Source organism: Gardnerella sp. DNF00354, assembly GCF_049262755.1.
Lineage (GTDB): Bacteria > Actinomycetota > Actinomycetes > Actinomycetales > Bifidobacteriaceae > Bifidobacterium > Bifidobacterium vaginale.
Window position 1 is genome coordinate 1,612,612 of the sequence record NZ_CP058402.1, and the last position, 12,217, is coordinate 1,624,828.

General features: G+C 43.2%; 14 protein-coding genes and 1 pseudogene. 5 read left to right on the forward strand and 10 right to left on the reverse strand.

Features of this window, described 5'->3' with window-relative positions; all coding sequences use genetic code 11:
- Positions 1–32: 32 nt before the first annotated feature.
- The 6 genes from HXT24_RS06460 to infC form a co-directional block, all read right to left on the reverse strand.
- Positions 33–1,055 (reverse strand): ribokinase, encoded by a 1,023-nt coding sequence (locus HXT24_RS06460; RefSeq protein WP_422119380.1) that lies wholly within the window; start codon positions 1,053–1,055, stop codon positions 33–35.
- A 65-nt stretch (positions 1,056–1,120) separates the two neighbouring features.
- Positions 1,121–2,485, reverse strand: a complete 1,365-nt coding sequence (locus tag HXT24_RS06465; protein WP_019261510.1) for a PFL family protein — start codon at positions 2,483–2,485, stop codon at positions 1,121–1,123.
- A 13-nt stretch (positions 2,486–2,498) separates the two neighbouring features.
- Positions 2,499–2,792: an ACT domain-containing protein gene (locus HXT24_RS06470; RefSeq protein ID WP_004125242.1), complete on the reverse strand. Its 294-nt coding sequence runs from the start codon at positions 2,790–2,792 to the stop codon at positions 2,499–2,501.
- 389 nt (positions 2,793–3,181) lie between these two features.
- Positions 3,182–3,565, reverse strand: coding sequence for a 50S ribosomal protein L20 (rplT, locus tag HXT24_RS06475; protein WP_004114536.1), 384 nt, complete (start codon positions 3,563–3,565; stop codon positions 3,182–3,184).
- Between the two features lie 56 nt (positions 3,566–3,621).
- Complete coding sequence (gene rpmI, locus HXT24_RS06480) at positions 3,622–3,816, reverse strand: 50S ribosomal protein L35 (RefSeq protein WP_004112988.1); 195 nt, start codon at positions 3,814–3,816, stop codon at positions 3,622–3,624.
- Positions 3,797–4,531 (reverse strand): translation initiation factor IF-3, encoded by a 735-nt coding sequence (gene infC / locus HXT24_RS06485; protein ID WP_013399724.1) that lies wholly within the window; start codon positions 4,529–4,531, stop codon positions 3,797–3,799. Before infC ends, rpmI begins: the two co-directional genes overlap by 20 nt.
- 305 nt (positions 4,532–4,836) lie before the next feature.
- Between infC and HXT24_RS06490 the strand changes: the two genes are divergently transcribed.
- The 5 genes from HXT24_RS06490 (at position 4,837) to HXT24_RS06510 (ending at position 8,623) form a co-directional block, all read left to right on the forward strand.
- Positions 4,837–5,574 carry a thiamine diphosphokinase gene (locus HXT24_RS06490; RefSeq protein ID WP_029600489.1) on the forward strand — a complete coding sequence of 246 codons (738 nt, stop codon included), beginning with the start codon at positions 4,837–4,839 and terminating at the stop codon, positions 5,572–5,574.
- A 175-nt stretch (positions 5,575–5,749) separates the two neighbouring features.
- Positions 5,750–6,805 (forward strand): type I glyceraldehyde-3-phosphate dehydrogenase, encoded by a 1,056-nt coding sequence (gene gap, locus HXT24_RS06495; RefSeq protein WP_019261508.1) that lies wholly within the window; start codon positions 5,750–5,752, stop codon positions 6,803–6,805.
- A gap of 109 nt (positions 6,806–6,914) precedes the next feature.
- Entirely contained in the window at positions 6,915–7,415 is a 501-nt protein-coding gene (ybaK, locus tag HXT24_RS06500; RefSeq protein WP_422119381.1) for a Cys-tRNA(Pro) deacylase, read from the forward strand.
- A gap of 71 nt (positions 7,416–7,486) precedes the next feature.
- Positions 7,487–8,446: an aldose 1-epimerase family protein gene (locus tag HXT24_RS06505; protein ID WP_020761519.1), complete on the forward strand. Its 960-nt coding sequence runs from the start codon at positions 7,487–7,489 to the stop codon at positions 8,444–8,446.
- A gap of 102 nt (positions 8,447–8,548) precedes the next feature.
- On the forward strand, positions 8,549–8,623 hold the full coding sequence (locus HXT24_RS06510) for a 50S ribosomal protein bL37 (protein ID WP_369803150.1): 75 nt from the start codon (positions 8,549–8,551) through the stop codon (positions 8,621–8,623).
- A gap of 239 nt (positions 8,624–8,862) precedes the next feature.
- Here the strand turns inward: HXT24_RS06510 and HXT24_RS06515 are convergent.
- The 4 genes and pseudogenes from HXT24_RS06515 to HXT24_RS06530 form a co-directional block, all read right to left on the reverse strand.
- A pseudogene (locus tag HXT24_RS06515) lies at positions 8,863–9,705 on the reverse strand (IS3 family transposase); the annotation flags it as partial.
- 5 nt (positions 9,706–9,710) lie between these two features.
- Positions 9,711–10,262: a transposase gene (locus HXT24_RS06520; protein WP_422119198.1), complete on the reverse strand. Its 552-nt coding sequence runs from the start codon at positions 10,260–10,262 to the stop codon at positions 9,711–9,713.
- Positions 10,263–10,589: 327 nt separating this feature from the next.
- Positions 10,590–11,426, reverse strand: a complete 837-nt coding sequence (locus tag HXT24_RS06525) for a zeta toxin family protein (RefSeq protein ID WP_004121220.1) — start codon at positions 11,424–11,426, stop codon at positions 10,590–10,592.
- Positions 11,427–11,439: 13 nt separating this feature from the next.
- The gene (locus tag HXT24_RS06530) at positions 11,440–11,748 is read right to left on the reverse strand and encodes a hypothetical protein (RefSeq protein WP_004121224.1); all 309 of its coding nucleotides are present in this window, start codon (positions 11,746–11,748) and stop codon (positions 11,440–11,442) included.
- Positions 11,749–12,217: the final 469 nt, after the last annotated feature.

Genomic DNA, 12,217 nt, shown 5'->3' on the forward strand with positions numbered 1-12,217 from the left:
ATACAAACCTAGTCTATCAGCATACGGCGCCACTACTCAAACGCACGAACCACCTGCTGCGCGCTGCCGTAAGACGATTGCGCTCCAAATCCTGTTGCTGCGTATGCAGAAACATATGTTGCCACTTGCGCGCTTTGAGCTAAACTAAATCCAGCGGCGAGTCCTGCCAAAACGGTTCCCATAAACGCGTCACCACATCCCGTGGTGTCTACTGCAGAAACTTTTTGCGGACATATGCGAACAGCCTTTTTACCATCTTCCGCATTGTAATCTAAAACAACAGAGCCTTCTGCACCAAGAGTTACAACTGCCTCGTCAAAGCCATACTCGTGCATAATGCGCGCTGCATCAAACCAGTCAAAATCATCCCAATTGCCATCTTCTGGCTCGCGAATTTTAAGCAATTGCGCCATTTCGTGCTCGTTTACAAGAAGTATGCTTGCGTTTTCAATCAACTCACTTGGAAGCTCGCTTACAAACGGCGAATTATTAAGTAAAACTTTTACACCAGCTGCGCGCGCGATTTTTGCAGCCTCCGTTACAGTTTCCATTGGGCTTTCAAGACACAATCCTAGTACGCTTGCACTGCTAATAGCCTTCTTAACATCGTTTTGACTAATATAATCTACGCTTACTTTTGCATTAGATCCTGGAGCATAGACGATTGTGTTTTCGCCAGCTTTTGCATCTACTGTTATTACTGTTGCGCCACTTTTTATGCCTTCTACGTGCAAAATTTTAGACGTGTCTACACCTGCAGATTCTAGCGTGTTAAGAAGGAATTCTGCGTTTTCGTCGCTGCCTACAGCACCAAACATTTGCACATTCGCGCCGATTTTTGCTGCAGAAACGGCTTGATTCCCAGATTTTCCTCCTGGTAGTACTCGCAAATCACTTCCGTTTACAGTTTCTCCAGGATTTGGAAGACGGTCGGCAACTATTGTGTAATCTGCGTTCATGGAACCTACTACAGCAACACGATTCTGACTTTCGCCTATTTTTTTAAGAGCGGTAGCAAGATTCTCGTTGCTTAGTGGCGTAGTTTTTTCTATCATAGAAACCCTTTCATAAATATTCATAAATATTCACAGATATTCACACAATTTTAGACGACATCGCCCTAATTCTTAAAGCTATGCACAGGCGCTGGAATTCGCCCACCGCGCGAAACAAATTCCTCGCAGCTTGCGGTATTTACAGGCATGATTGGTGCATACCCCATTAAACCGCCAAAATTAGCCATTTGCCCAACGCTTTTGCCTTCCACTGGAATTATGCGTACTGCTGTGGTTTTTTGGTTTATCATGCCTATTGCCGCTTCGTCGGCTATCATTCCAGATATTGTTGCAGCTGTTGTGCTTCCAGGAATCGCAATCATATCTAGTCCTACGGAGCAAACGCACGTCATTGCTTCTAGCTTTTCTATTTTAAGGCAGCCTGACTTTGCAGCAGCAATCATGTTTGCGTCTTCTGAAACAGGTATAAATGCGCCAGAAAGCCCACCAACGTAGCTGCTAGCCATTATTCCGCCTTTTTTAACTTGGTCGTTAAGCATTGCAAGAGCGGCTGTTGTGCCAGGAGCACCAACAGTAGAAAGTCCAATTTTTTCTAAGACTTCGCCCACAGAGTCTCCAACGGCTGGTGTTGGCGCAAGCGACAAATCGATTATGCCAAACGGCACGCCTAGCCTTCTAGACGCCTCTTGCGCAACCAGCTGTCCGACTCGCGTAATCTTAAAAGCCGTGCGCTTAATTGTTTCGCACAAGAACGCAAAATCCTTCCCACGCGCTTCATCTAGTGCGCGCGAAACAACGCCTGGTCCCGATACGCCAACGTTTATCACAGCGTCTCCTTCGGTTACGCCGTGGAATCCGCCAGCCATAAACGGGTTATCGTCTGGAGCGTTGCAGAATGCCACGAATTTCACGCACCCGTAGGAGTCACATTCTGCAGTCGCCTGTGCGATTTGTTTGATTACTCGCCCAAGTAGCTCCACGCAATCCATGTCAATTCCAGTGCGTGTGGAGCCTACGTTTGCACTTGAACACACAATATCCGTTTCGCTCAAGGCTTTTGGCAGCGACTCTATAAGCATGCGGTCGGCTGTTGTCATGGATTTTGCAGGCAGCGCTGAGTATCCGCCAATCAAATCTACTCCAACCTTTTTTGCTGCTTTGTCTAGCGCGTGCGCAATTTGCACAAAATCGTCTGGGCTTTTGCAGGCAGAAGCTCCAACTAGGCTTATTGGTGTTACGGTTATGCGCTTGTTTACAATCGGAATTCCGTAGTCGCGCTCAATCGCGCAACCTGTGCTAACTAAATCTTTTGCAAGGCGCGTAATCTTGTTGTACACGTTTTCGCACACTTTTTGCACGCTTGCGTCTGCACAGTCTAGCAGGTTTATTCCCATTGTTATGGTTCTAACGTCGAGTTTTTCTTGCTCGATCATTGAGTTTGTTTCGCTCACTTCCATAATGTTTAGCATGGGTTTCTCCTACTCACACTCGGTGCATGTTTGTAAAAATTTCCGCGCGCTGGCAGTGTATGCGAACGCCGATTCCTTCGCCTAGTTTTGCTAGTTCTTCTGCTAATTCGCCAAATTCTACGTTTATTTCATTTACGTCTACAATCATCATCATGTTAAAGAAGCCGTTGACGATTGTTTGAGATATGTCTAGTATATTCGCTTTGCGGCTTGCTAAATGTGATGTTACTTTGGCTATGATTCCTACGGCATCTTTGCCTACTACGGTGATTACGGCTTTGTTTTCATCATGATTAGTGGTGTTCATAATCACTCCTATTGGCTATTCTTCTCTTTATCGAGCTTATTATTTTTTTATTTTTTATTTTTATTATTTTTTATTAGGCGCAAACCCTTGCCAATCGACGGTTGCTGGCGACTTTTCAGCACGCCACCTGATCTGTTTCGCTCTAGCAAATCGCTGGTTTTGCTCAATGCTTATACTATTGCCCGTTATGTATAAAACGCAACATACCTAATACGTATGCAAAATGCTTATACAAAAACCCGCCACAATGGGCGGGTTTAAGATAAAAACCTAGCTAAACTATCTATTTAGTTTAATCTATTTAATTTAATCTATCTAGTCTATTCTATTTAGTCTGACTAGTCAGTTTAGTTAGAATAATCAGACCGAACAGGCTAAATCAAACTAAATCAGGCTTCTACTGGAGCATTCACATCAGCTGGCAAAGCAGCCTTAGCAGCTTCAACGATTGCCTTGAAGGTTTCAACGTCGCTAACAGCGAGCTCAGCCAAAGCGCGACGATCCAATTCGATGCCAGCCAAACGCAAGCCCTGGATGAAGCGGTTGTAGGTGATTCCTTCTGCGCGAACTGCAGCGTTAATACGCTGAATCCACAACTTGCGGAAGTCGCCCTTGCGAGCCTTGCGGTCGCGGAAGTTGTAAGTAAATGAGTGAAGCAGCTGTTCCTTTGCCTTACGATAAAGACGGGAACGCTGACCGCGATAACCCGAAGCCCTATCAAGAACAACGCGACGCTTCTTGTGAGCATTAACTGCGCGCTTTACTCGTGCCATAAGTATTCCTCAGCTTTCTTAAAAAATCTTTAATTGCGTCTTCGCTTTACTGCAACTTACTTAGCCAGCAAGCCCTTGAGATTCTTGCTCTGTGCTGTAGCCAAAACTTTATCTGCAGACAAAGCACGACGCTTGCGAGCAGACTTATGCTCCAAGTTGTGGCGCATTGCGCTACCATCGTGCATTACCTTACCAGTGCCGGTAAGGCGAACGCGCTTGGACGCTGCGGAATTAGTTTTCATCTTCGGCATTGCTGCCCTCCTTATGATTCTGATCAGATTCTACAGAAGCTTGTGCTGCGACTGCTGCCGCATCCTGAGTTCCTTGCTTTGCTGCAAGACGCGCTGCCTGGCGAGCCTGACGTTCTGCGCGCGATTCAGCGCCTCTACGACGCTGCTCAGACTGAGTATGAATCTTCTTGCCCTTAGGAGCGAGAGTCATTATTATGTTACGACCCTCCTGCTTAGGGGCAAACTCAATAGTTCCACTTTCGGAAACCTCATCTGCGAGCCTACGCAATAGCTCAACTCCGCCGATAGGACGCGATTGCTCGCGACCACGCAGCATAATGGTGACTTTAACTTTATCGCCGCCATTTAGGAATCGAAGAACATGACCCTTCTTAACGTCGAAATCATGATCATCAATCTTGAGTCGGAAACGAATTTCCTTAATCTCAGCTGTGCTTTGATTACGACGCGCTTCACGAGCCTTAATCTTCTCGTTGTACTTGTACTTACCGTAGTCAATAAGCTTGGCTACAGGAGGCTTAGCAGTAGGTGCCACCTCGACGAGATCGAGGTTCGCTTCCTTTGCCAGGTTCAACGCTACCGAGGTCGCGATGACCCCCACTTGCTCGCCTTTCGGACCGATAAGGCGTACCTGGGAGACGCGAATCTCTTCGTTAATGCGTGGTTCGTCGCTAATGATGACTCCAATCCTTGTTAAAACAGTGGAACAGCACACCAAAAGGCAAAGATAAATTCAAGTTCACACATCAATCAAAATAAGCACGCAACCTAAATTCATAGTCGTGCGGCTTTGTGGCAATAAATAATAAATAAATGCCACGTGACCGAAGTCATGAACCCGAAACCACTTTGGGCTTCCAGGTGGGATATACCACTTTCTTGATTACTCAAGCCAAACGTCTATTCTACTTGGAGCCTTGACAATAGTCAAGCATGCTCAAAAATGCCAAATAAGTCGCATCAAATCTCAACAAAACACGCAAAATAAACGCAATTCCACGCGCGCGATATTATGTGACTATGGAGCCTTTAAAGCGCTGCGTTGTTTTAGCAGCTGGAGATTATTACGACCATACGCGCGAACATGTTCCTGATCGCGCTTTAACTATTGCGGCAGATGGTGGCTGGGATCATGCGTGCAGACTCGGCTTGCATGTTGATGCTCTAATCGGTGACTTTGATTCTGTGCGCTTAAAGCTTCCAACAGACGCTGCAATTACGCGACTTCCCGCCGAAAAAGATGATCCAGATTTGCTTTCTGCTCTTAAAGTTGGCTGGGCTAAAGGTTCTAGAGAATTCCATATTTTTGGCGGCTTAGGTGGTCGCGTTGATCACACTATTTCAAACATTCAGCTTATGGTTCGCCTTGCAGTTAGGGGTGGAATAGGATTTTTGTATGGAGACGGCACGATTGTTACCGCAATTCACAACGGTTCTCTCGACTTTCCTGCATCCAATGGTCCCGAAGGTCGCATGGTGTCTGTGTTTTCTCACACACCTGTTTCTAGCGATGTGAACGAGGCTGGTCTTAAATATCAGCTTCAGCACGCAACTATGTATGGTGATGCCGTTCAAGGCTTAAGCAACGAGTTACTAAACGATACTCCTGCACATATCGACGTTCACGAAGGAACGCTTGTAATCACCTTCCCTATAGACGCTCCACTGCCTCAAGTCAGCTGGTTTAAACGACCAGTTGGAGATTTAGGTGATATAAACACTAACATTTCGAATTCTCTCGCTGTGCCATCAAAATAGCCTAAATAATCGCAAATTTGCGGTGTAGAGAGCAAAAATGCCTCGCAATGCGTCGTACATACCGCACATTAAAATGAACGTGTTAGTTTAAATAACGAAGACCAAAACGTATTGTTAAAAATCGCGAAAAATCGCTAGAACTATGCGTTAAGGTTTCACTCAAGGGAGATCCCATATGACAGTCAAGATTGGTATTAACGGCTTTGGACGTATCGGCCGTTTGGCATTCCGTCGTATTTTTGAGCTTCAGGCTCGTGGCGGTCAAGCTGGCGATATCGAAGTCGCAGCCATCAACGATCTGACCACTCCTTCGATGCTTGCTTACTTGCTTAAGTACGACAGCACTCATGGCACTTTCCGCCACGACGACGGCACCCCAGTTGAGGTTACCTCCACCGAAGACGCAATCGTCGTAGATGGTAAGACTTACAAGGTTTACGCTGAAAAAGACGCAAACAATATTCCATGGGTTAAGAACGATGGCGTTGAGTTCGTGCTCGAATGCACTGGTTTCTACACTTCTGCAGAAAAGTCCCAGGCTCACTTGAACGCTGGAGCTAAGAAGGTTCTTATCTCTGCTCCTGCTAAAGACGAAACCACCCCAACCGTTGTGTTTGGTGTGAACCAAGAGATCCTAAAGCCAACCGACAACATTGTGTCCGCTGGCTCTTGCACCACCAACTCCATGGCTGCAATGGTTAAGCTTTTGCAGGATAACTGGGGCATTAAGTCTGGCTTCATGACCACAATCCACGCTTACACTGGCACCCAGATGATTCTCGACGGCCCACGCGGCTCCAAGCCACGCAACAACCGTTCTGCAGCTTGCAACACCATCGAGCACTCCACTGGTGCTGCTAAGGCAATTGGCAAGGTTGTTCCAGAAGTTAACGGCAAGCTTCAGGGTCATGCTCAGCGTATTCAGGTTCCAGATGGATCTGTTACCGAGTTGACCACTGTTCTCGAGAAGCCAGCAACCACTGAAGAAATTAACGACGCTTTCAAGAAGGCTTTCGAAAACTGCGAGTACTTCGGTTACAATGCTGACAGCATCGTGTCTTCTGACATCATCGGCGACACCCACGGTGGCGTTTTCGATCCAACTCAGACCGATGTTAACACTGTTGACGGCGTTACCTTGGCTCGTACCGTTACCTTCTACGACAACGAGTACGGCTTTACTGCTAACATGATTCGCACCTTGCTTTACTTCGCTGAGATTGCTGAGTAAAGTTAGCGAAACACTGTAAAGCTAATAAGGCTAAAATAAAGCTATAAACCCCTTGCGGTGACTCATCGCAGGGGGTTTTCGCAAAGCATTTTGCACACTGGGGGTAAAAATGAGCAAAAAACATGCTACAACAGGCAAAGCAACGCCAGCAATCGCACAGTTAGAAAACGCTGGAATTACGTTCCGCGTTGTTGACTATGAGCACGATGCAGACCACATGGATGATGGGTATGGCATGGAAGCAGCGCAAAAATTAGGCGTAAATGCTGAACAAGTGTGCAAAACACTTATGGTAGACACTGGGGAAAAACGCGTAGTTGGGATTGTGCCAGTAAACGGTAGATTAAGCATGAAGGCGATTGCTAGCGCGGTACACGCCAAAAAAGCCAGTATGACAAGCCCAGATGTAGCCCAACGCGAAAGCGGCTACGTGGTTGGTGGAATCAGCCCATTTGGTCAGCGTACTCATCACGAAACCGTTCTGGATGCTAGTGTTATGCACTTTGATGAGATTCTTGTTTCTGGAGGCAAACGCGGTCTTGATGTTGTTCTAAATCCAAACGATTTAGTTAGCTTGCTTAACGCAACCGTAGCAGATATATTATCTTAAGTAATACAATTTATATTAGAAGTATTAAATTATATTAGAAGTATTAAAATGTTTTCACATAGGGGTGATTTATGAAATCGTATTCGCTACCACCGCGAACAGGCAACCAATACACGATTTGCCACAAAGATTACAAGGCTACAATAACACAACTTGGGGCTGCACTACGCAATTTTACTTGGAGAAATAGTGATATTGTTGTGCCATTTGAGGCTGACGAGTTACCGCCTTGCTTCAATGGACAAATACTGATTCCTTTCCCAAATCGTGTAGATAAAGCGTCTTACAAGTTCCAAAACGCGTCTTATACTCTGCCTATCGATGAGCGAGATAGAGACACAGCTTTGCACGGCTACGGATACCGCTCATACTGGCAAACTTTAAGCGTTACACAATCAAGTGTGAGTCTTTTATGGCGATCACCAAATATGGAAGGATATCCTTTTGACATTGTTACCATAGCCACTTGGGAGCTTGACGATTATGGGATTCATTTAACGTTAAATACAACCAATCATGGCAATGATGATGCTCCATGGGCTGCCGCAATGCACCCTTGGCTGTGCAACGGATTACAAGGGCATGGAGACGAGATTGATCAACTAAACTCTAAGTGCAAGCTTAAGCTTCCTGCAAAAACGCATGTGCGCGCAAATGAAAGTTTAATCCCAGTTGGTACAGAAAGCGTGGACGGAACGCGATTTGATTTACGCGATAATCCATTTTTAGTTAATCAGCCATTTGATGATGCTTGGACTGATTTAATTAGGGATGACGATGAGTGGGCTACTGCGATTTTTACGCGCGCTGACGACTTACAAATAGCGGTAAAAGGCGATAAAAGCGTAACATCATTCCAAGTGTGCACTGCGACTGGTTTCCCTGCAGACAAGCATCCTTGCGGAGTTGCTGTAGAACCACAGACGGCGTATGCGAATGCATTTAACACAGGAACAGACTTGACTGTGATAGCACCACAGGAAACTGTTGTTAACCAATTTAGGATTTCACCTCTGATTGAGAATATGTGATAGCTGCATATATGTGACATCTGGTGAAAGACAAAAGCTTGAACGTCTTGGCAATGTGCGATAATCCCTAAGGTTGTTCATTTTAATCGTTAGGAGTTTATTATGGGTATGCGTGGACGTAAGCGCAAGGCACGCCGCAAAAAGGCAGCAAATCACGGCAAAAGACCAAATGCTTAAGCCAGTGGTTTATTAACCTTTATTTTTGGTGATTTTAAACTATTTTAAAAAAGACGAGCATATTCACTTTTATTGTGAATGTGCTCGTTTTTTATTAACTACGCCGAGTTTTTCTTGGTATTTCAATGAAAACTCGAATTTTTAGATACACTTTTTGCCGACTACCTACTACCCCGCGTTTGTTCCCTTTTTGACCTGATATGTACCCCTTTTTCTGGACACATATCCCTCTTACTTAATCATATCGCCCGCGTGGATGCTTCCCTGTATTTAACAGGAGGCATCCACCCAGTCTTCTTCTGAATCCTCTCATTATTGTAATAATAAATATATTCTTTTAACGCTCTAGCAAACTCAGTAAACGAAGCAAACTCATGCTCATGCCCGTAATACATCTCGTTCTTAAGCCTACCAAAAAACGATTCCATAATCCCATTATCATAACAATTACCTTTACGACTCATAGACTGAATAATCCCATGTTCCTTCAAAACACTCCTAAAATAAGCATGCCTATACTGCCAACCCTGATCAGAATGAAACACAAGCCCTTCAACCATTCGGAAACGTTTAAAAGCCTTATCTAACATGCGTTTTACCTGACCTAAATTAGGGTGCAACGATAAATCATAAGCAATAATCTCATTCGTATGCATATCAAGTATTGGCGAAAGATAACACTTACCCCACTGGAAAGTAAACTGTGAAACATCAGTAGTCCACTTCTGTAAAGGAGCAGTAGTAGTAAAATCACGGTTAATAACATTAGCTGCGACTCTACCAACCTCACCCAAGTATGAATGATATTTTTCCTTTGGACGTTTCCCAACCAGTCGCATGATGTGCATTAAACGTTGAACACGCTTGTGATTAACGTTAATCCCACGGTTTACTAGCTCACCATATACTCTTCTAACACCATACCTGCCCTTATGGTGAGTAAATATTTCTTGAATAATACTCATTAAGGTTTTATTGCGTAGTTCTACCACATTTATTTTGCTTAACTCGAAATAGTAAGTAGACTTCGACATTCTTATAGCATGAAGAAGATGTTTCAGCTTATATCCTTGACAAACGAGTTCTTTTACTGATTCTGCTTTTTCGCCTTGAGTAGAGCAGCTTTCTTTGCCCTCCTCAAGGCATCTAGTTTTTTTAGTATTGCATTTTCTGCTTTAAGATACTCGTTTTTTTCACGAAGAAACTTAAGTTCTTCACGCTCGCTCACGGTTAAAGGCTGGGAATTTTTTGTGTTTTTACGACTCATACAAGGCTCTTTTACTGGTTTTTTACGAGTATGTTTTACTAAACCACTATAACCTTCCGTTTCATATATTTGTACCCATCTTCTTACTTGACCTTCCAGTAACCCGTTCTTAATTGCTACCTGTCTCATACTGCTCCCAGAGAGAACTTGATTAACCAAGCAAAGCTCTTCCTTGGGATCCCAATACCGATGTTTTTTAACACGTGGTTTAAGTACTTCAAGCCCTTTAGCTTCTACTAAACGCGACCAGTATGAGACAATACCGCGGAAATTATTTCTACTAATAGTATTAGGTGTTGGTAATTCTAGGTTTTGACGGTATAGTTCAACACACTTCTTTTTGAACTCGTAACTATATTTACTAGTTGGCATTAAATACCCCTTTTTTCACTAACAGTCCAGAAAAAGGGGTACATATCAACCCATTTGGTAAACAAAAGCTGGAACACTTTCCCGTGTTTGTTTACGTATTTGGCGATTTTGGGAACAAACTCGGGAACACTTGCCCACGTTTGTTTACGTATTTAGTGTTTTGGAAACAAACACGGGCAAATAGAAACAAAAACGAGATAAAAGAAACAAAAACGGGCGAAGACGCGAGCTCGCGCTGTAGCACACGAACGACATGTGACGCACTTTGCACCAGATTCAATACAAAACACGCACAAACACAGTCTAAGAAACAATAATCTAAAGAATCTACAAATACTCTTTAACAGAATTAGAATAGGCAACATATGCCAATGAACACATTTTGGACTTTAGAATATTTTTCTTACGCAGTTTTTTCAAATAATGTATAGAGCTTATCAACATAAGATACTCTGACAAACTCCATTTGCCAAAAAGAATTTTGTTCATAACATCTGCAACTGAAAGATCAGCATTGCATGATTGAGGGTACACGCACCTCTCATCGCGCATATATACTTCAATACTGTTGAAACACTTATAATTCTCTAGGGTACGTAAATTCTCAACTATACTTTTAACAATTCCGTCATGATGCGAGCGAGGAGTAAAACGTGCTGTTGATGAATCCTTATAATACTGCTCTTCATAACGAATCAACGTACTTATAAATGACAATTCTGGTTTAACAGCAAGAACCGCTAAAGTTAAATCGTACCCTCTAGAACTCAACAAATTAGCTGTCTTCTTAGGTACATCCACTGTTCGCAATGTGCCTTCTACGAGCAAATTGTAATGTCTTTTGCTTAATTCTTCTACAACAGCTTCAACCATTTTTCCAGCAAAAGCTTGGGTATATTCAACACTATTTTTCCCATATCTTTTCAACAGTTCGTCATAATTAGGATGGAGAGTTCTATAACTATCACCGTCAATTATGATAATATTCCCCTTAAATTTTCTCTGCATAATCCTATGGATGGTAGTCTTACCAGCACCACTTTGACCACCTAGTAAAACTGCCTTAGGATTTTGAGAAGCATGCTTATAAAGTGTCAAATCGTGAATGTTGGTTTGCAACACACTATTGAAGTCTTCTTCATCGAAAATTGCTGGATCTGACATATGGTAATCCCGTCTAGCTTTTTAGAAAGGACTTCTCAACATTATCAAGCTGTTGATTAAACTTTTTAAGTTCATCAAACGAAGAAATACAATAAACCTTAGTATTTACCAAATCAGAAAGCTTATTACTAGCTTGAATTGATGGATTAGAATCATCATCAATCGAGATATTACGCTTCTTCTGATAACGATGAAGCCGACCAAGAACTGCTGCCCCACGCTCTTTAAACAGCTCAATTCCTAACGTAAGTCTGTAATTGTCAAGAGAAGATAGTGTATTACCACTAGAACTCTTCCTAAATGAATTAAATAAACCAAACATACGCAACTCTCCAAGTAGAACTAACCTAGCAAAATTTTATCATGCATAAAAAATAATTTCTATGTTAAATTGACTATAAACATTCATAAATGAGCATATTCAAACTGTATTAATCAGCATACACATATTGCATAAAAATTCTTTCAAAAATGCAAACAAAAAGGCTCGGAGAGTTGACGCCCCTAGTAGCATCTATCTCCAAGCCCTTAATAATCACAGCACTATTACTGTCCCTAGCAAAAACAGCACTGCTAATTACCCTCAACAGCCAACTCACAAAACCAGCATCACCAGAATCCACTGCGAAAAAAGGAAATTAAGCAAAACAGTAAAAACCAGTAATACAATCCTGCAAGAAAACTTGCGACAGAAATCAAAGAAAACTACCACAGTTGAGAGCAAAATCATAGAAGTGAGCGCACTGAAAATACGCAGCACGCTCACTGATAACACTTAACGTGCTTTTAGT

Coding starts and splice junctions, on each gene's coding strand:
- HXT24_RS06520 (WP_422119198.1), bottom strand. CDS start 10,262: ATGCCAACTAGTAAATATAGTTACGAGTTCAAAAAGAAGTGTGTTGAA.
- HXT24_RS06470 (WP_004125242.1), bottom strand. CDS start 2,792: ATGAACACCACTAATCATGATGAAAACAAAGCCGTAATCACCGTAGTA.
- HXT24_RS06465 (WP_019261510.1), bottom strand. CDS start 2,485: ATGCTAAACATTATGGAAGTGAGCGAAACAAACTCAATGATCGAGCAA.
- HXT24_RS06490 (WP_029600489.1), top strand. CDS start 4,837: ATGGAGCCTTTAAAGCGCTGCGTTGTTTTAGCAGCTGGAGATTATTAC.
- gap (WP_019261508.1), top strand. CDS start 5,750: ATGACAGTCAAGATTGGTATTAACGGCTTTGGACGTATCGGCCGTTTG.
- HXT24_RS06525 (WP_004121220.1), bottom strand. CDS start 11,426: ATGTCAGATCCAGCAATTTTCGATGAAGAAGACTTCAATAGTGTGTTG.
- rpmI (WP_004112988.1), bottom strand. CDS start 3,816: ATGCCGAAGATGAAAACTAATTCCGCAGCGTCCAAGCGCGTTCGCCTT.
- HXT24_RS06460 (WP_422119380.1), bottom strand. CDS start 1,055: ATGATAGAAAAAACTACGCCACTAAGCAACGAGAATCTTGCTACCGCT.
- HXT24_RS06505 (WP_020761519.1), top strand. CDS start 7,487: ATGAAATCGTATTCGCTACCACCGCGAACAGGCAACCAATACACGATT.
- ybaK (WP_422119381.1), top strand. CDS start 6,915: ATGAGCAAAAAACATGCTACAACAGGCAAAGCAACGCCAGCAATCGCA.
- rplT (WP_004114536.1), bottom strand. CDS start 3,565: ATGGCACGAGTAAAGCGCGCAGTTAATGCTCACAAGAAGCGTCGCGTT.
- HXT24_RS06530 (WP_004121224.1), bottom strand. CDS start 11,748: ATGTTTGGTTTATTTAATTCATTTAGGAAGAGTTCTAGTGGTAATACA.